Annotated in this window: 14 protein-coding genes; all 14 read right to left on the reverse strand. The window is 32.2% G+C overall.

Annotated elements, in window-relative coordinates; all coding sequences use genetic code 11:
• Positions 1–211: 211 nt before the first annotated feature.
• Positions 212–4,321, reverse strand: coding sequence for an Ig-like domain-containing protein (locus tag BM238_RS06210; RefSeq protein ID WP_090079341.1), 4,110 nt, complete (start codon positions 4,319–4,321; stop codon positions 212–214).
• A 417-nt stretch (positions 4,322–4,738) separates the two neighbouring features.
• Positions 4,739–5,878: a glycosyltransferase family 4 protein gene (locus BM238_RS06215; RefSeq protein WP_090079342.1), complete on the reverse strand. Its 1,140-nt coding sequence runs from the start codon at positions 5,876–5,878 to the stop codon at positions 4,739–4,741.
• 12 nt (positions 5,879–5,890) lie between these two features.
• The gene (locus BM238_RS06220; protein WP_177205434.1) at positions 5,891–6,976 is read right to left on the reverse strand and encodes a glycosyltransferase; all 1,086 of its coding nucleotides are present in this window, start codon (positions 6,974–6,976) and stop codon (positions 5,891–5,893) included.
• A 1-nt stretch (position 6,977) separates the two neighbouring features.
• Positions 6,978–8,921, reverse strand: coding sequence for an asparagine synthase (glutamine-hydrolyzing) (asnB, locus tag BM238_RS06225; protein ID WP_090079344.1), 1,944 nt, complete (start codon positions 8,919–8,921; stop codon positions 6,978–6,980).
• 1 nt (position 8,922) lies between these two features.
• On the reverse strand, positions 8,923–9,819 hold the full coding sequence (locus BM238_RS06230; protein ID WP_090079345.1) for a glycosyltransferase family 2 protein: 897 nt from the start codon (positions 9,817–9,819) through the stop codon (positions 8,923–8,925).
• Positions 9,820–9,956: 137 nt separating this feature from the next.
• Positions 9,957–11,000: a hypothetical protein gene (locus tag BM238_RS06235; RefSeq protein WP_090079346.1), complete on the reverse strand. Its 1,044-nt coding sequence runs from the start codon at positions 10,998–11,000 to the stop codon at positions 9,957–9,959.
• A gap of 41 nt (positions 11,001–11,041) precedes the next feature.
• Positions 11,042–12,094 carry a glycosyltransferase gene (locus BM238_RS06240; RefSeq protein ID WP_090079347.1) on the reverse strand — a complete coding sequence of 351 codons (1,053 nt, stop codon included), beginning with the start codon at positions 12,092–12,094 and terminating at the stop codon, positions 11,042–11,044.
• A gap of 1 nt (position 12,095) precedes the next feature.
• Positions 12,096–13,193: an EpsG family protein gene (locus tag BM238_RS06245; RefSeq protein WP_090079348.1), complete on the reverse strand. Its 1,098-nt coding sequence runs from the start codon at positions 13,191–13,193 to the stop codon at positions 12,096–12,098.
• 38 nt (positions 13,194–13,231) lie between these two features.
• Complete coding sequence (locus BM238_RS06250; protein ID WP_090079349.1) at positions 13,232–14,338, reverse strand: glycosyltransferase family 4 protein; 1,107 nt, start codon at positions 14,336–14,338, stop codon at positions 13,232–13,234.
• Positions 14,335–15,102, reverse strand: a complete 768-nt coding sequence (locus tag BM238_RS06255) for a glycosyltransferase family 32 protein (protein WP_090079350.1) — start codon at positions 15,100–15,102, stop codon at positions 14,335–14,337. The genes BM238_RS06250 and BM238_RS06255 overlap by 4 nt, the downstream gene beginning before the upstream one ends.
• Before the next feature lie 96 nt (positions 15,103–15,198).
• Positions 15,199–16,275, reverse strand: coding sequence for a polysaccharide pyruvyl transferase family protein (locus tag BM238_RS06260; protein ID WP_090079351.1), 1,077 nt, complete (start codon positions 16,273–16,275; stop codon positions 15,199–15,201).
• A 21-nt stretch (positions 16,276–16,296) separates the two neighbouring features.
• The gene (locus BM238_RS06265) at positions 16,297–17,439 is read right to left on the reverse strand and encodes a glycosyltransferase (RefSeq protein WP_090079352.1); all 1,143 of its coding nucleotides are present in this window, start codon (positions 17,437–17,439) and stop codon (positions 16,297–16,299) included.
• Positions 17,432–18,463, reverse strand: coding sequence for a glycosyltransferase (locus BM238_RS06270; RefSeq protein ID WP_090079353.1), 1,032 nt, complete (start codon positions 18,461–18,463; stop codon positions 17,432–17,434). The genes BM238_RS06265 and BM238_RS06270 overlap by 8 nt, the downstream gene beginning before the upstream one ends.
• Positions 18,464–18,469: 6 nt before the next feature.
• Positions 18,470–19,873 (reverse strand): Coenzyme F420 hydrogenase/dehydrogenase, beta subunit C-terminal domain, encoded by a 1,404-nt coding sequence (locus tag BM238_RS06275; RefSeq protein WP_090079354.1) that lies wholly within the window; start codon positions 19,871–19,873, stop codon positions 18,470–18,472.
• Between the last annotated feature and the right edge of the window lie 11 nt (positions 19,874–19,884).

A 19,884-nucleotide genomic window follows, 5' to 3' on the forward strand; every position in this document is an offset into this window, starting at 1 on the left:
TATCTAAATAAAAAATAATATAGACAAAAATTAAAAATTCCTAAATATTTTGCGGATTTATCGGATTAATACATAATATCAAAATTATCTATTTAAAAATAAATTATATAAAAGATCTAAAAATTTTAAGACAAATCATTTTAAGACAAATCATTTTAAATTGCAAAAAAAATCCTCTTTTCAGAGGATTTTTAATTATTAAACTGTTGGTCTATTTGGAAACTTTTTTAGTTTGAACAGATCCATTTTTAAAAATAATTTTAATTATGTAAACGCCCTGAGACCAGTTTTCGGCGCTTACCGCTGTATTTTTATTTTGTAAATTTTTAACTGAAATTAATCTGCCGGAACCGTCATAGATTTCGATTTTTATAATTTCTTTTTGAGATTTTAAAACAAATTGATTACCATCACGGTAGAGAATTAATTCCGATTTTGTTTGATTATTTAAACCTAAAAATGATTCAGGCTTATAAACGATCTCAAAACGACCTTCTGACTGACCTGCCACTGTTGAAAAAGTATAATTTTGAGCCGTCAGATCGAAGGTTATCCCCAATAAATTATCTTTTAAGTAAATTTTTTGACCATTCGCAAACAAACCCTCGGCTTTCTCAAGCGCGATCGTGTAAGTTCCTGTTTCGTAAAAATTAGCGCCAAGTTTAATTTTATCTTCTGTGATAAAATTATTTGCTTTCCCCTGAATAACTAACTTTTTATCATCTAAAACAGAATAGAAAAGATCTGAATAATTATCAAAAGCTTCATTATCGAAATCCTGCTCGAAACTATCTGAGGCACCGTCTATGTAACCAATAAGCTGCTGATTGGAAATATTGCCAGGATTAACTAAATTTAGCCAAAACCTGTTGATATTCTGATTATTTTTTTGGAAAAATCCAGTACCTGTCGACCGTGTACGTAACACGTGTCCTGCGCCAAATGTATTTTTAAAAGCTAAACTTCCTGATCCTTTTGCCTGAATTATAAATGCCTGCCCCACTTTTATAATTCCGTTTGATGAAACGCCTCCTGTGTAAGTTGAAAAGGTTGCAGCAACGCCACCGGTTCCGTTTATGACAGAGTAATTATTACCATTGTAAGTTGAACCCTGTTGGTATCTTTCATAAATAAAATTAGTCCAGAACCAAGCTGTATTATAGATCAACCCCGAATTACCGAAATACAATTCGCTAAACGCAATATTTGAAGGATAGGGATTTGAGACCAGGTTGTAACCATGAACTGTACCAACCGGATTATCCGCAGATTTTGTTATACTAAAATTTACATCACCATTATTTGGGTTTCCTTTAAAGGAATAAATTTTGGCTGGAACCCCAGCTTCTGCCTGAACAGCATAACCTCTTCCTGGTGTAAATGTTAGATCTGCCGTTTCATAAAAACGGTCATTAGACTCACGATAAGCGAAAAAACTACCGTTTGGTGTACCAGGAGAAAATCCACCTGAACCTTTTGTCTGCTGACCCGTAACAGGTGCTCCCCAATAAATATAATCGACCGCGGTACCAACCGTATTTCTTAAGCCAGAAACACTTCGTTCAGCTGTGATAGAACCAACATTAACGGCTGTAGCATTGTTTTGAAGTAAATTTGCATCACTTTCAAGGATAAATTTGTCAACAGTACTATTATTTCTTAAGTAATCATCAATAGTTAACGATCTTGGCGATTTAATTCTAAGTGATCCTCCTGGTTCTATTGAAATATTTTTTGCTGCTCCATCTGCACCTGATTGCAGAATAACAGGCTGTTTTATAAAGACGCACTTTGTAATATCAGGAACAGAATTTACCGGAAGCCACAAAGAAGAATTCCAATCTGTGGTATTTTTATCCCAATATTTATTGTTATTTTGAACAGTTATAGAGTTTGGAACCACACACCCATTACTTATTGTAACTGATGCCGAGATATTCCAACTAGGAATTGTCTGAAGTTGTGTCGCAGTCGGCTTTATACAAACGTTATCAGTTGTAGTACCATTTACATATGGTGTTGTACAATCAGCGTTATATATGCCGATGTTTGGGGCAGTCCAAACAAAAGATGCAGTTAAAGGCCTGTCTCCTGTTAATCTCACATTATCAATTGCCAAACCGTCGCCCCAATACGCTAAATGCCGAAATCTTATCTTTAGATTGGCAATACCTATGTATAAATTTAATGGAATAGTATAAGTATTAAATTTTGTTCCAAAACCTAAACTGCTTTTATATGCCTGAACAGTTGTCCATGCCCCACCATCTGCAAAAACTTCCACAAATAGACCTTCAACAGTACCACCCGCAGCAGCAGATGTATCGCCGTAATAGGAATAATATGCAGAAAAACTCAAAGATAAATTCAGAAAATTAGTAGTATTATACGACGATGTAGTTGTTAATATAGTGTGAGTTGTTGTATTTGCATAATCTGAAGTAGCGTAAGCAAATTTATTTACTCCAAATCCCGAACTTATAGCAGGTCTCCAAATAGAACCCACCGGTTTATAGGTACTTGTTTTATTTTGCCAACCCGTATTTGCAGCTACACTTGTGTTGACGCCAGAATTTGGGAAAGTACCTGAAGTATTTGTGGTAGCTGTAAAATCTGCATTTGTACCGGTCGTTGAAGTGAAAATACCTAACCCCGAATCAAACTTTTCATTAAAAAGCTCTACAGATTCATTACTTCCCGTGGAAGTTAATCTCAAAGTATTATTATCACCACAAAAATTTGCGCTTGCCTGTGGTAAATCGAAAGTGATCACCGGAATAGGACTTATTCTGGCAACTACCGGTGTGCGGTAAATTGACTCACATGTTCCATTAAAAGCAGTTACATAATAAATAGTTGTGGCGTTGATCGATGGTGTGCTAAAGCTTGCTGTGAATACACCATTAACATTAGTGGTTGCCAAAAGGTTACCGCCCGTTTCTGCGTCATACCATCGTAATCTAGTAGTACCAGTATTTGCTGTTGCAGACAAAATCAAAGCCCCAGGTCCGCAATTGACAGCATCTGTAACAGAAACTATATTTGCAGCACAATTTGATAAAACTTTAATTATGTAATCTTCCGCTTCCCCCACTTGGGTGCCGGTAATATTTTGAGTACCGGTGAAATTTTGACATGATGTGTATGCATCAGTACCACCAAATCCTGAGGCTTGACCAGTATCTACTGCTCTATAATTCCTTATTCTTAAACGATAATCGCCAGGAGGTGTTCCGGGAGGTATAACTATCCCGAATGTAGTTGAAAAAGCTCTCGTTGAACCAGAACCATAAACCCACTCTGAAGTTGCGGTTGGAGCAGTACCGGAATTATCAAAAAGATTGTCTCTGTTCCAATCGACCCAAGCCTTGAAAACAGTATCTACTCCATTACTTTCTACATAAATATTTATACCTTCACCATCAACCTGACTGGTTTTGTTCGTCAATCCAGTAAAATCCTGGTAGCCGTTACTATAATTGTTATTATTATTTGATACATCATTAAGAGTGCCTAAGAAGCGAACATTGTTTATGTAAGAATTCCCCGGGACATCTGTTGTTGGTCTGCAATAGGTAGAAGCGCTAGTATATGTAATTCTAACTTCACCACGTGCGCCACTTCCACCAGGTCTATCTGTATTTTGCACCACTGCACCACCACCACCACCACCAATGGCATTCCCAGGAAGACCATCTCCAATGGCAGTTCTAGATGCACCACCTGTTCCACCACCATTTGTAGCATTTCCACCTGCACCACTAAATGAACCGGCAGTTCCGTTTCCTCCATTACCACCGGCAGTTCTTGTAGTTCCTATAGATGATGTTATAGATCCCAAACCACCAGCTGATAAAGCACCGTTTGGAGCAGCTCCGCCGTTGCCACCTTCTGCAAATAAAATCGAAGAAGTGTTAAACCATGAACCTTGCCCTTTCGCTCCGGCAGCTATTGCCCCGACCGTGGTTCGAGCTACATATAAATTGTAAGTGGTTCCAGGTACAACTGTCAGTGGTGATGTGACATAAGTGCCCGCAGCACCGCCGCCTCCCCCAGAATTGGATCCAAAATTAGTTGCGGTTCCACCACCAGATCCACCAGCACCCCAGGCTTGAACAGTAATCGATGTTACACCAGCTGGAGCTGTCCATGTTGCAGCGCCTTCAGCGGTGAAAAAATCAGTTGTTTGCCCAAAAGCACTGAAAAATCCAAAAAAAATGAATAAAAATGGTAAATATTTTCTACCAAAAATGCAAGGAAACGATGTAAAATAATTTTTTAAAGATTTAAAAAATTGTACAAGAAAATAGTTTTGTAGCATACAAATTATATTTATACATGTGTCAGAGACCTTCTAACCCATTTTTATAAATTTTTTTTTGCATTTGTGTTGCTGATATCAATCAATTATCACTAAAAATCATCTTTTACAAACGATTTCAAAATTTACTGTAACCGATATTTTAAGTGGTAAATATAAAAAAAAATGACAACACAATATAATTTTCGTTAAAAATTAATCAATTATTATTGTAATAGATAATTTTATAAGTGTTTATAAGTAGTAATAAATAAAAATTTAAGCATTATATCTATTATAATCAAAAATGTGAATTTTTGAAAAATACGATCATTTTTTTAACCGTCCTAAAGTATTTTTGATGAAATAATTTAAAAATTGTGTAGATAAAGCAGATAATAAGCTACTTCCTTCGATAAAAAAATTACAGAAAATTTTTTAACGTGATAATTGATAAGTACGAAGAAGCTTGTCCCAAAGAACTTTCTGATCATATTTTAAAATGCTTTCCCTGCAATTAGATTTCATTGCTTGCACAGAATCCGGTGAATGTAAAATTTCAGACATTTTCATTTTTAAAATTTTAACATTCTCCGAAGGAACAAACCAACCATTTTCTTCGGAAGTGATGATCTCGCGACAGCCATTAATGTCAGAGACCAACGCCGGAATTTCCATCGCCAAAGCCTGCAAAACAACATTTGGAAAACCCTCCCGGTAACTTGGAAAAACTAATACGTCAGAAACCGCAAAATATGGACGCACATCGTCCTGATAACCAAGATGTAAAATTGATTTGTTATTTCCTATTTCTGAAATTGTTTTTGATTCTAAAGGATCCGTATCATGCTCAAAAGGACCAACAAGCAGAAGTTTTGAGTCCGGAAAATTTTTATTTACTTCCTTAAAAGCCTTTGTAAGTTCATTAATTCCTTTATCTCCGACCAACCTGCCGACAAAAATAAAAACAAAATCCTGAGGAGAAATTTTGAGCTCAAATGTAATTTTTGTCTTCACCTCATCTGAAATAATTTCTTTTTTAAAATATTGAAGATCAATGCCATTAATATTTCCATTTCCAATTATTTTTAAAGGTTTTCTAGTAATATTATATTTTAAAAGATCACTTTTTACACCTTCACCTTCCGGGAAAATATCCGTCCCGCAAGAAGTAAGAAGACGGTCCATATTAATTAAAATAAGTTTTAAAAAACCTTTTTTAGAGGGAAAAATAAGACCCGTGAAAGTGTGCATTCTAACAGGAACATTCGCTAATTTTCCGGCGATCATAGAAAGCAAACCTGCTTTTGGCGTAATTGAATGTATAATATCTGGTTTTTCTTTTTTAAAATAAATGTAAAGTCTATAAAGTGAAACCAGATCCTTTAAAGGCGAAATCTGTCTTTGCATTTCCAAAACATGCGTTTTTACACCTTCCCTATTTTCAACTTCTTCCAAATATTTTCCTGCACCAGAAATGGCGGTGACTTCATAAAACTGATCTAAAAAACGCAACTGTCCTTTCAACAAAATATTGAGCGACATCGGAACCGTAGAAATACGAAAGAGTTTTTTCATTTATTTTAAAATTTAAACTGTCGTATAAATTTCTTCGTATTCGGAAATCATTTTTTTTATATCAAAATCTTTCGCTCTGTTAAAACAGCTTTCTGCAACAAATTGCGAGTAATTTTTATCCTCAATAAGTTTATTTATTTTTTCTGAAAGATCAATATGGTTTCCAGCTTCGAAGAGAATACCATAATTTCGAACGATTTCCGACAAACCGTCAACATCAGATGCAATAACCGGATTTTTAGCCGCCATTCCTTCTACCGCTGCCCTTCCAAAACCTTCATAGTGACTTGACATTACAACTATATCAGAAATACCGTAAAGTGCATTTATATTGCTTTGAATCCCCAAAAAAGTAATTTGATCCAAAACGTTTAATTTTTGTGCTAAATCTTTACAAATTTTAAGGCGAGGTCCGTCACCCGCGAATAATAGATGAACATTTTCATTTAGTAATGATAAAGATCTTATTAAAGTATCCTGATCTTTTTGATTTCTGAAAGCCGCAACCTGAAGAATAATTATTTTATTTTTATAACTTTTAGTTAAAATATCAAAAGATGAGATTTCTATGGATTCTAAAAAAATCTTATCTACATCAACACCGTTATAAATCGTTTTTACAGGTATTTTGTTTCCTAAATGATCTTTTAGATTTTTTTCTGTTTCCGGAGATATTGCTATGATCCGGTCATACTGGTTGTAAATAAATTTTTCTAAAACTTTAAAAAACAAATTACCCATCCGTTTATTATGCGTATTGTGTTCGGTAAAGATCAGTTTTGTTTTTGCTCGGGTGAAAAATTTTGCAAAAGCGACCCAATATAATGCAGGAAAAAGGCTGACGTGTAGAACGTCGTAATTCTTGATCAATTTGCAAATTTTGAAAATGAGTAAAGGATTGTAAATATTATTATTTTCTCCGAGACAGATAATTTCTACTTTTTTTTCTGATAATTCTTTATAAAAATAAGTTTTCGTTCCATTTAATAAAAGAACTTCTACATCGAATCCATTTTGAATATGTACAGGAACATTTCCCAGCACAGATCTCTCTGCACCACCGATATTTAATGAATTTATTACGCGAAGTATTTTCATTTTATTTATTCTTTTGCTCATCTAGCCAAGCCTGAAAAACAATAACGTCCCATAATTGATTTTCCCAGTTGCGTTTTAAGGAAAGATGTTCTTCCCATTTATTTCTGATTATTTTAGAATTAAAAAAACCTTCTTCATCGAGCCTCTTTTTGTTTAATAAATTTTCACACCATTCCTTTAACGGACCTCTTAACCAAAAAGCAAGCGGAACACCAAAACCCATTTTTGGCCTTTCTATCAAACTTTTCGGAACGTAACGGTAAAGTACTTCTCTAAGAATCCATTTGTCAGTTCCATTTCTTAATTTATATTCCATCGGAAGTGATAAAGCAAATTCTACGACGCGGTGATCCAAAAAAGGAACTCTCGTTTCCAGCGAATTTGCCATTGCCGCTCTGTCAATTTTTGTTAAATTATTGTTTGGAAGATAGGTCACTAAATCTGTTGCCATCATTTCCGAAAAATAATTTTCAATATGCAAATCGTTTTTATCAAACAGTGTTTCTAAATTTTCACTTTTTAAAACCCATTCTTCCGCTTCTAAATTGTGCGTCATAAATCCTTTTCCGTAAAACTCCTTTCGGTTTTTAAATGAAAGCAGATCTGAGGCTTTCAGTAATCTGTCAACTTTATTAATTGAAACGCCATTTTTATCTTTTAAATCTCCAAAAGGAGTAAGAACAGAATTTAAAAAACCTGACGGTAAATTTTTGACAATGTTTCCAACACCATTTCTAAGAGATAAAGGAACTTTTGAAATTCTACTCCAGTATTTTTCTGCTGTCTGATATCTGCTGTAACCGCAAAAAAGCTCATCACCGGCATCACCGGAGAGACTGACGGTCACTTTTTGCCGCGCTATTTTTGAAACAAGATATGTTGGGATTTGTGAGGCTTCCGAAAAAGGTTCGGAAAATATTTTTGGAATTTTCGGTACAATATCTAAAACATCTGTAGCAGAAATATAAGTTTCATGATGATCTGTTCCGATATGTGAAGCAACTTTTTTAGCAAAATGCGCTTCATTATATTCTTTTTGATCAAAACCTATCGAGAATGTGTTAATTTTAGAATCGGATTGCGCCTGTAACAAAGCAACTATAGCACTGGAATCTACACCGCCTGATAAAAAAGCGCCCAAAGGAACATCTGCATTCATTTGCAAACGAACAGCGTCTTTTAATAATTCGTCAAGCTGATCAACCGCATTTTCTGCAGTAACGGAAACAGGGGAAGTAAAACTTTTACTAGCTAATTTTTGTGTATTCCAGTATTGATTTTTTTCAAACTTTTTACTTTTAATATCAATTGTGATCGAACTTCCGGCTGCTAACTTGTAAATATTTTCATAAATAGAATAAGGTTCAGGTATGGCGCAATGCTTCAAAAACAAAGCGATCGCATTTCGGTTGATTTGATTGTTAAAAAACGGAAAACTTTTTATAGGATTTAGTTCAGAGGCAAAAACAAAATTATCATTAACCCAGCCATAATAAATGGGTTTTTCTCCCATTCTGTCTCTAATTAGCATTAAATTTTCTGTCTTTTTATCAAGTAAAGCGATAGCAAACATTCCAATGCAGTTTTCAATCGTTTTTTCGATCCCCCAATTTTCAATCGCCTCTAAAACCGTTTCAGTATCAGCAGTTCCTTTCCAGTTAATATGCAGATTTTTATCTAAATTTTTCCTGATATCAAGATGATTATATATTTCACCGTTGAAAACCATAATATATCTGCCGGAATTAGATCTCATCGGTTGATGTCCGGATTCTGACAGGTCAACAATTGACAACCTCGCATGTCCTAAACCAACTTTCAAATTATCATCAAACCAAGTTCCGTTGCTGTCCGGACCTCTATGGTTCATTTTCAAAACCATAGTTTCCAGGATTGTTTTATAATCCAAGTTTTTCGAGGCGATAAATCCGGCTATTCCACACATTTTACTTAATTCTAATTGTAGTTTTGTTGCGGTATTTTATATAAAAATTTAGCAAAACACCAAAAGGAATTGCGAAAAAAGTAAGGATGTAAAATGGATTATTTTTAAAAAAATTATATTCTCCTAAGTGAATACTACTTGAAATATAATGAATAGCAGCCTTAAATCTAACCTTTACATAAGAGGAAAATTTCATCTCAATTAATCTCGAATAACGAAAACCTTTTGGATAGCGAATGTACTGCTTAAAAATATTTAAAGTTGATCCATCCATTTGATATTCAACATTCACTAAAATTTCATTTAACAAAAGAAGTTCAAAATCTTTGTCGATCTGTAAAAATAATATACCGTGCGGCACGAAATTTTCGCCGTCAAAAGATGGATATTTTGGATATTTTTTTAAAATTTCAGTCCTATAAACGAGTTTTTTATCACCAGGTATTTTATATTTTTGATAAAGATCTTCTAACGTCGAACTTTTTAGATTTTCCGGAAATCTTTTACCAATCACCCGATTTTTAAAATCTGCGTCTAAGCCAACTAAACCAGAATACTCTTCTGAACCGTTTTTTTCCCAAAATAAAATGATCTTATTTACGGCATCTTCCGACATATAATCATCAGAATCAATACAAACTATTAATTCAGTTTCGCAATTTTTATAAGCAGTATTGTATGTAGAATGCATACCGCCATTCTGCTGATAAATATATTTTATCTCAATTTTATTTTCATTTTGCCATTTTTCTGCAAGGTTTTTTGTTCCGTCAGTTGAACCATCATCAATAATCAGCCATAAAAAACCATGATTTTTTTGCCTGCATAAACTTTCATAAACCTGATGTAAGCAATAAGCCCGATTAAAAGTTGGCGTAAAAACAGTGAGTTTTTTCATTTAATAAAAATTGTCGGACAAATATATAATAGTAGAAAAGAAAATGAAAAATTATGCGATTGCCTTTATTTTCTATATTTATTAACAAAAATAAAGTTTTTTTAGTTCTAAATTTTATTTTTGAATTTTTAAATTAACTAATCTATTAGGATCATTTCATAAGGCACTTTTTTTATTCTAGCTGATACATTTGGGAAATCACTGTCGTACATTTCAGCGCTCCTAATCTGGTAAGCTTTTTTTGCTCCGGAAATTAAAAACATATCGAGAAATGCCGTCATTTCCTTACCTTTTCCAACGCCTGCGAAATCAATATGTCCCGTTTCTTCAGCGATAGTAAAAGTATAAACAAAACTGTACTTTTTTTCAGCTATATCACGGAAAACATTACTGTCAGAAGTGATCAAAATTTTATCAATGTTATCATATTGTTGCTTCAGATCATTTATCGCAAGTAAGCATTTATTGATCAGGATTTTGCGGTTTTCAGTATTTAAAGACATACTTTCTCCTTCTTTAAACTCACCAAGTAAATTTTGAAATCTAAAAGAAATCGAAATATAATTACCACTTCCACCAAGATTTTTGGTGTGAAATTCTATTTCTTCTTTTAAATAGGGCGAAGGTTTAAAAAGTTCATTGAATAATTCAGAATATTTCGGCAGACATTCCCAGGAATTACAACTGACATGCAACTGTTTTTTGTACCGATTAGACTGAAAAAAATCCTCCACAAATAGTTCATTTTCCCAAGTGTAAACAGCTGTAGAATTTAAATCATAGGAAATATTTTTCTCATCAATACACCAGTCATAATGATTTGGCAGCAGATATTTTTCTAATTTAAATGGGAAAATAAAATGAACTTTAAAAATATAATGGTATTTTTTTGAATACATATAAAGTGTACAAATTCCTTTTAACCTGTCACTTATACCACCCGTATGAAAAAGACCTTCCTGTACATTGATGATAACTTGCTTTCCAGTATCAATATCTGAAGTTATATTAAAAGTCTTTTTTTCTTTATTTTTTTTTCTGTAATAAACTTCTTTGTAAATGTGAGCTAAGATTATTGTAAATCTATATTTGCCCTTTAATTTAAAGTATAACTTGACAATTTTCATCACCCGAAAAGGGTGCAAAATCATGTAAAGAAGAATATCAAATATTTTTTTCATCTCATTAAGCTCATTTCTTTATTTGTAAAAAAGAATATTCCTTAGAATTGTTGGGCGTTACTTTTACTTTCAAGTAATTTATTGATAACTGCCTCCGGAGAGCCGTATTTTTGCCAATAAATTTGCGCATTTTTCTCTAAAGTTTCTATCAGTTCGGTATTATCTAATAATTCTTCAATAGATTTAGAGATTGATTCCTGGGTGTTTTCTGTGAAGTACACATTTTTCTCATGAATTAAATCTACAGGCAGTTTATTTGAAAGAGGCACCGAAATAATTGCTTTTCCCATGCATAGAAATTCTGCCAGTTTCCACCCGTGACAATGATTAACAGAAGGATTATTAAAAACTAACGCCGATTTTTTTGTTTTTTCGATGAATTGTTTCAATGGTACTTTTTTGTTTCTGTACATCAGAATTTCAAGGTCATCAATGTATTTGCACTCGTAGCCAATATTCACAAATCCACCTTCGAAATTTATTCTTTTCAATTGTTTACATGATCTGATAAAATAGGCTCTCGTAATATTTATAAAATCTGTTGATTTATCCCAAATCGAAGCAATAAAAAAAATATAGTCACCTTTGCTTTTTGCGGGTTTGTAGGAGGAAATCGGCAATCTTTTTACATACATTCTTAAAGTATCGAATATGTAAAGCTTTAAATATTTACTTCTCCAAAAATTAAATAAAAGATGAAAAATATGCGTTACAGTTTGTGACAATGTAAAAATCCTGATGCCAAAACTTGGAGGAATACTTACTATTTTATTTTTTAATCTGTCACAATCAGAAGCAGATAATAATTCTAAAGGTTCAAAAGAAAGGTCATTCAAATTAATTTTAGCATAAATATCTGCCCATCCAAGCATTTCTAATTCTAATTTTCTGAAATCATGAAAATCCACCGCAATTTTTAAGATTTCACTTTCATATTCAACAACAAATAAAAAGCATTGCGTTCTTTCTCCTAAATTTTGAAAATGAGATTTTGAAAAAAGAGCTTTTTCACCGAATAGTTCTTTTAACCCATGAATGTAAAACGAAGCATAATTCATCTTACAGGCAGCATCCATATAAATTCTCCTTACCATCCTACAAACCTTTTAAAAACATAATGTAAGTGAATAAATAGTAAACTGAAATGATCACACCTAATTTTCGGTATTGATTGGGCCATATTTTATATTTTAAAATTGGGTAGGCAATAATTGGCGCCATTAAAAACCAGGAGAGGTAAGCAAACCGATTTGAAAAATTAGCCCGAATAACAAGGATCCAAAAAGCATTTCCAATCATATAAACACCCCAAAGATGAATATAAAATTTATCGGTTATATTTTTCTTAAAAATAAAATACCACCCGGCAAAAACTGCAAACGAAGAATAAAATAAAAAATCCCAGCGAAAACCTGTGTGAGCAAATGACACATTATCAATATTACCTTTTGTGAGGTAGCTCTGCGCACGTTCATCTCCAGCAAAACCCAATGTGCTAAAAAGCGATTCCCACGAACTGCCTCCTACTAGCGAAAGCGGAATTGCGAACAGCCAAATGTATAAATAGATTCTGGGATTTTTATACAGACCAGCAAATAAAAATGCGGCTATCGGGATAATCAATGAATTATGAATACCCACAGAAACAGCCATTAAGGCGTACATTATAACTTTTTGCCGATAATAACAAAGTGCGAGAATAAATATCGACGTTCCCAAGCCATTCCTGATACCATTAGTTGCAAAACCCATAAACATATAAGAGCCTGCAAAAATAAAGAAAACGAAAAACCAATAATTACCCCCATATTTTTTTGAAAATATATAACAGGGAACGATATATATAATGGCGCACAAAAGAAAAAACATGGTGTTAGTCATTATCTTGGCCGAATTTATCAGAAAATAATTAAAAACAAACTCTTTTTTAATGATGATATCCTTTCCGGTAGAGGCAAGTTTAAAATACTGATCGTAAGTCCACATATCTCCAAATTCATCTCTCACAGGACGTAAACCGACGAATGAAATCACAAAAAAAACAAGAAAAACTCCTAAAATTGTAGTAAATTTTTTAATTCCGGAATCTAAAACATCAAAATTAAATGCGTGAAAAAGAATGACAAGCATATATACCATCATCACATTGTAATAAACCGTAGCATAACTACCCAAAGGAACCCAATCGTACAATTATTTTATAGATTATTAGCTGTTAATGTTCAAAGTGGTCAAAGTGATTTTTTAAATAAATTTATCCATTTACCCATCACAATATCAATAGAGAAACGTTGAATATTTTCGATTCCAGCAGCGCCCATAGTTTTTCTTTCATCTTCGTGCTGCATTAGAAAGCCTAATTTTTCTGTAAAAATATCTAAATTATTGTAAGAAATAATAAAAGAATCTTCGTCGTTTGTCAATATATTTTTGGGACCGGTGGGACAATCGTATGAAATTACGGGTAAACCAACAGAAAGAGCCTCCAGTAAAACCATTGGAAAACATTCTGTGGCAGACGTCATCGCATAAATGCTGTAATTTTCCATGGTTTTTTTTAAATCCTTCGTCACACCTCTAAATTTAATTTTGTCAGACAAATTAAAATCTGACATTTTATTCTGCAACAATTTTTGAGTCCCAACATAATCTTCACCCCAAAAATGCAGTTCCCATTCCGGAAAATCATGAGATAATCTTGAAAAAATTTCAATTAAATCTCCAAAATTTTTAACGGGCGAAATTCTTCCCGCAGCCAATATTTTTTTTGAATTAGAATCTGAACGGTATTCAGAAATTTCCGCAGGATTTGGGATTACGGAAATATTTTTATTGAAGTAATATTTTTTTTCATCTTTATTTAAAACCACAACTGCGTGGTATTTTTTTTCAATAGAAATATTTAATTTTTGAAAAATTTTAGCTTTAAGATCAGCTGGTTGTAAATTATCGAAAAATCTTGAAGAATGATATTCTTTTATTTTAGGAATCTTTTTAGATAAAAATGGCAAAAAATAAAAATCCGGACCAAAACTAGCGCTGATAATAATGTCAGGTTTTATCTCAGCAAAAATCCGTTTTAAATTCCTACAGTGCTTTGGAATTTTTTTTAAATTTTCTTTGCTAAAGTAACTTTTCTCAATTTTATAATTGACTTGGAGATCCAGCCAGTTTATTTTATCACTAAATTTATAAACGGGCGGTTTATTTTGTTGATTATGTGTCACGATATAAACCTCATCGTCATGAATATCAGCTAAATAATTGGCTTTTTGTGAAAGTACTTTTTCTACGCCGCCGTGCAGATAAACCTGATCTGTAAGATAAAGAATTTTCATAAATACCTATCTTTCAACTGTTTCAAATGTAACAACTTTATAATTAGAAGAATATTTTTTGTGCCAAAAAAACCAATCAGTCGGCGCTTAAAATTAGATAAATTTTTATCTTTTTTGGGTATCCAGCTCATGGCAAAATGATGGATACAATAAGTATTTGAAGTTTTCGTGATAATGCCGGTTCCCATATCTTTTGCACTAAAATATTCTTTTTTAAATAAATAAAAATGCGTATTATAATTTTGTCTAATATTTTGAAGTAGAACTGATTCATCTACAACTTTAATAGTTTTATCCCGAGAAATTATTTTATTCATGACTTGTGGCAAAGTGGTCATGTCGAGTGATCCATCTTTTTTAATGAATGGTTTGTCGAAATATTCCAAAATATTTAAAAGCCAATCGGCATTTTTTTCCGCACCGAGTACTGCAGCCTCAATCCATCCATCGCCTTCCGTTCCAACAAAATACGGCAATGTTAGAAGCGGGTCAAAATTTTTAATTACTTCTACATCCGTATCAAGATAAATACCGCCGTATTGGTATAACGCGTAAATCCGAATAAAATCTGCGGCGAAAGCATACTTTTTTGTTTCAAAAGCCTCTTTCACCCACAGAATTTCTCCCACATTATCTTTTTTCAAATCCCAAAGCACAAACTCATAATCAGGAAGAATTGTTTTCCATGTCTTGATGCAATTTGCATTTTTCTTCGGAATTGGTTCATCACTTAACCAGCAATAATGTATTATTTTAGGTATCATATCACAAACTGGAAATTGTTGAACTTATCACTTTTTAAATGAAGACAAAAATAATGATTTATTAACTTCAATTAATTCACTTATCAATACTAAATTTTAAATATTTAAAGAATTTTGGAGAAATTTATTAACCTTCTCCCTTTCCTGCTCAATAATTTTTTCTGTTTGGGAAAAATCAACCCTAAATAAGGATTTATCTTTAAAATCCATTTTAAATCTGTTCTGCAGATTAAATTTTTCTAAAATATTTGTAATTCTCGTCTGCATATTTTCCCCACCAATTCTTGTGTAAACTACAAATGGTGTTTTTAAAATAATAGAAAAAACAACACCGTGAAAAGAATCCGTTAGAAACAGCGCTGAACCATTGATAAGATCTACCCATTCTGAAGGATCAATATCGTAGTATTTTGAAACTTTTAAATTATTTAATTCTACAATTTCAAAATCATTGGAAATTTTATTTAAAACATTTGTGGCACCTTGTGGCATTTCACCTAGAAAATAAGTGATAATATATTTACCTGCAGGTTTATTTTCTGGAATTGCAGAGAAATCCAGCCATTCATTTTTGGAAAGACACATCGTTGGATCACAAAGAATTTCTACGTTTTTTCCTGTAAAATTTTTCACTATTTCTGCACCACTTTCCTCACGCACGCTCAGATTTTCAAAACCGAGTAATCCATCTGTAAAATTTTTCCGGAATTTTTCTTTAATATCTGAACTGCCAAAACTGGGCGAAAAAGCAATTCTTTTAATTTTTGGCGCAAATTTTAAAAAAATAAAATCTGACATACTATTTGCAAATGACCCCCAGATCTGATCGCTTCCAACACTAAAAAAAGAATAATTTACATGGAAATTTTTCTCAATTTTTAAAGGATCAAAATAATACTTTGTTTCTTTATAATAATGTGAAGCATGCTTTTTAAAATTTGAAATTCTTTTTCTTTTTAAAAAATAAACTGCAAGATTAGACCTTAAAAAAAATAAATAATGTAAAAAAACTTTTGCTCTGATCCACAAAGAATCTTTAGTTTCGGGTAATTTGTACTTTAATATTTCGGAAGTAAAACCAAGTTTCTCGTAAACTTTCTGCACGGCAAACATTTGTAATCTGTTTCCATAATTTTGATACCCGAAAAGTGTAATTATACCTATTTTTTTCATTAATCTTAATATAGATAAAAGTTAAAACAGTTTATCAATCGCCCGATAAGCTTTTTCGTTAGACACCACATATTCATCAACAGATAACTTTAATGTATCTTGTGCTTTTTGATTTTCTAATAAATTCATGATTTGACGAACAAAAGATTCTTTATTTTTTTCACAAAGTACACCTAATTTTCCATTTTGCAAAGCTTCGGTTAAAGCTGGCAAATTAGTTGTTACAATTAGTTTTTTCAGAACCAAAGCTTCATGTATGGTTATTGATTGAGATTCTACGAGAGAAGTTTGAATGTATAGATCTGCTTGTTTAATATACGGGTATGGATTTTTTTTCATTCCTAACAATACACATTCCGAAGACAGATTTTTTTGTTGAATTATTTTCTCAATCTCTGAAAAAATATCACCGTCACCGATGAAATACCATTTAAATTTTAATCCCCTATTTTTAAGCTCATCGGCAACTTCAATCGCCAGGTGAATTCCTTTCTCTTTTGAAAAGCGACTAACCGTTATAAAAGTTTTTGTTTCAACCGCTTTTTTCAGATCTGCCACTTCAGAAAGAGAATCTTCAATAATTTTTTCTGCGTTAATAATGTTCGGGATAACGTGAAATCGGTTAATATGCAGCGGAAAATGTTCCGACAGCATTTTTTTATTGGCTTCCGAAACAGTAATAACATTCCTGAATTTGTTAAAATATTTTTGATCTAAAGCGTATTCTCTTTTAGAAAACTCATAAGAACCATGGTGAAACCAAAGAAACTTTTCACCGTATAAAACATTGTCAACAGCGTAAAAACGCGAATATCCATCCTGATTATAGCAAATCACTTTTTGGTATTCTTCTTTAATTTTTGGGAAAAACAACCATGGTTTCTTTATAATTTTATCAAAAAATTTGAATGTAAGTAATTCTTTAAAAGCCAAAATCTTTTTAAAAATCTTTTTTTCATCCTTTACAGCTTTCCATGTTTTTGGATATTGATAATAAATTACATTCACAGATCCCGGAATTTCTTTTTCTAAAACACCATTTGCTTCCCAAACAATTAAATCGATTTTTAAATTTCGTTTAGAAAGGTAATTCAGAAATTCAATCAAACTTTTTTGAATGCCGCCGATATGCAAATCATTAACGAGTATAAGAATTTTACACATGTTTTATGAAAGAAATTAACTTTTCATAAATCACAAATGATTTTGCCATCCGGTGTTTTATAAAAAAAAGAATTATTTTTTGAGAAAAACTTTGATTTTTGAAACTCAAATTTTCAAATGCAGCTCCTAATTCAGGCTGCTCAATAACAAATTTGACCTCTTTACATTTTTGCCTAAATGTAATTCTTTCATTGCGGTGAATATTTACCAAAACATAGAAAGTTGAGTGTAAAAGTTGTAATTTTAGTTGTCTTGCAAAATCATAATCACCGTTGTTTTGAAGCAAATTTTTAAGTTCTAAATTTAAATAAAGCAAATTTTCCCACCAGTCAGGCTGGTATTTTTTCGAGCGGGATTCTTCGTAATGAAGATAATTATACAAATAATTTTCTTTAAGATAATAGAAAGATTTTGCTTTCAATATTGATTCTGCCATGAAAAGATAATCTTCAGAATACATCAATGATCCATCGAAATTAATCGTATTATCAATTAATAATGATCTTTTAAACAAGCAAGACCAAACCGAAATAATCGGTATTCTGCCAAATTTTTCGGTAACAATTAAGGTTGGATATAATTCTTCAATAATCTCAGATTTTGAATAAAAACCACGACGGAGAACTGATGATATTTTTTCAGATGAATTATTTGTTATTTTAAAAAAATCACACATTATAATATCACTGGAAAACTTTTCTGAAGTAATGCTAAACATTTTTTCATAGATGTCAGGCTCCAACCAGTCATCACTATCTACAAAAGTAATGTAGTCGCCGGCTGCGGAAATTATCCCAATATTTCTTGCCACAGAAACACCTGCATTTTTTTGATGAATTAGCTTTATACGGCTGTCATTTTTTGCATAATCCTCACAAATTTCAGGTGATGAATCTGTAGACCCATCATTTACGAGGATAATTTCTAAATTGGAAAATGTTTGATTTAAAATTGAATCCAGACATTTACGCAGATATTTTTCTACATTATAAACTGGGACAATTACGCTTAAAATTTTATCCATATAATACTAGTTAGGATTATTTTTAAATAAAATTCTTTCTTTTAAAATCTCATAAAATCTCGATCTCAAATAATTTAGCCTTCTTCTTTTGTGGTAAATTTCAGTGTATAATTTCAATTTTTTTAAAGGTTTTTCCATTGCTGCATCAAATGATTTTGCGTCTGGATTACTTTTCCAAATCTCTAAACTTTCTGCCCGAACTTTTATTCTTTGTTTCTGAACCAATTTGAAATCAAAAGGTACCTTTTCTTTTTCATTTCTTTTTGGTGGTACTAACTGATTATTTTTTTTAGCAATTTCAATCCTTGCAGGCAAACCTAAATGCCGGTGATTAAAACTACCCTCTTGCGAGGCTAAAAAATTTTCAAGTGGTAAAAAATCAACCTTTAGACTTTTATTTTGAATACCTTTTTTTATTAAATTTTCTGCCAGTAAAGAACGGGTTACAATTACATTTGTGCCTTTTCCATCTTTGTCGAAAGGATCCATCCAGGCGTCGCCCAAAGAAATATCTGCCAATTCTGTAGTGACATCATCACAAAAATCACAGGCATTATTTTTAAAAAGTCCGGTTCCCCACATTTCACCCACTGTTTTCATACGAATAGATTTTTCAACCTCATCTTCATTTTCGCAGGCAAAAGAATAATCACTCGCAGAACTTTCAATATTTTTTTTTCGAAACTGAGGATTATGAATATTTTCTGATTTAATATTAATTTTTGAGGCTAAATATTCCGTGAAAAATTTACTTTTAACACCGCCGCAAATAATGCCGATCAAAAAAGGGATTTTATCTTTTAATTTCGGATCAGAATTTTGCGCGAGACGGATGGCTTTTATAAAACAACCAACGCCAACTATTGCAATTTTTCCTTCCAAATTATCGATTTTAGAAAAAACGGTGGATAAAGTTACCGGAAAATATCTTGTTTTTGAAGCAATTAACAAATCAGATTTAGAACTACTTACAGAATATTCATAAAAAACGCCCGATTTTTTAGTTTCTTTAATTGAAAAAATATGATCGACGATTTTATTTTCTAATAATTCAGTGAGAATGTAAGTTCCAAGTCCGCCGGAAGAGGAATTAAGTCTGAATTCTTCAGAAAAACCTGCGTAAATATTGTTATATTTTCCGATTTTTTTATGAAAATTAGGGGAATTTTTCAAAAATAAATCTGAGATCTCATTTTCTGTTTTTACTTCATCTTTCGGAAAGGGATTAAACGGGCAGACTTCCAAACATTTACCTTCACAATCACAGGATTTTATTTCATTTGCCACTAAAAAACCTTCACTGTTCCATTTCATTTCCAAAGCATCAGATGGGCATTTGTAAACGCACAATCCGCAACCTATGCAAAGATTGTTTTCTACGACGAGCTGAATGACTTTTGATGAATTCACGGTTTTTAGTA

This window comes from Halpernia frigidisoli (assembly GCF_900113805.1).
Classification (GTDB): Bacteria; Bacteroidota; Bacteroidia; order Flavobacteriales; family Weeksellaceae; genus Halpernia; species Halpernia frigidisoli.

Excerpts from the sequence above, each read along its gene's own strand:
- BM238_RS06210 (WP_090079341.1), bottom strand. The coding sequence starts at position 4,321 with ATGCTACAAAACTATTTTCTTGTACAATTTTTTAAATCTTTAAAAAAT.
- BM238_RS06215 (WP_090079342.1), bottom strand. The coding sequence starts at position 5,878 with ATGAAAAAACTCTTTCGTATTTCTACGGTTCCGATGTCGCTCAATATT.
- BM238_RS06220 (WP_177205434.1), bottom strand. The coding sequence starts at position 6,976 with ATGAAAATACTTCGCGTAATAAATTCATTAAATATCGGTGGTGCAGAG.
- asnB (WP_090079344.1), bottom strand. The coding sequence starts at position 8,921 with ATGTGTGGAATAGCCGGATTTATCGCCTCGAAAAACTTGGATTATAAA.
- BM238_RS06230 (WP_090079345.1), bottom strand. The coding sequence starts at position 9,819 with ATGAAAAAACTCACTGTTTTTACGCCAACTTTTAATCGGGCTTATTGC.
- BM238_RS06235 (WP_090079346.1), bottom strand. The coding sequence starts at position 11,000 with ATGAAAAAAATATTTGATATTCTTCTTTACATGATTTTGCACCCTTTT.
- BM238_RS06240 (WP_090079347.1), bottom strand. The coding sequence starts at position 12,094 with ATGGTAAGGAGAATTTATATGGATGCTGCCTGTAAGATGAATTATGCT.
- BM238_RS06250 (WP_090079349.1), bottom strand. The coding sequence starts at position 14,338 with ATGAAAATTCTTTATCTTACAGATCAGGTTTATCTGCACGGCGGCGTA.
- BM238_RS06255 (WP_090079350.1), bottom strand. The coding sequence starts at position 15,102 with ATGATACCTAAAATAATACATTATTGCTGGTTAAGTGATGAACCAATT.
- BM238_RS06260 (WP_090079351.1), bottom strand. The coding sequence starts at position 16,275 with ATGAAAAAAATAGGTATAATTACACTTTTCGGGTATCAAAATTATGGA.
- BM238_RS06265 (WP_090079352.1), bottom strand. The coding sequence starts at position 17,439 with ATGTGTAAAATTCTTATACTCGTTAATGATTTGCATATCGGCGGCATT.
- BM238_RS06270 (WP_090079353.1), bottom strand. The coding sequence starts at position 18,463 with ATGGATAAAATTTTAAGCGTAATTGTCCCAGTTTATAATGTAGAAAAA.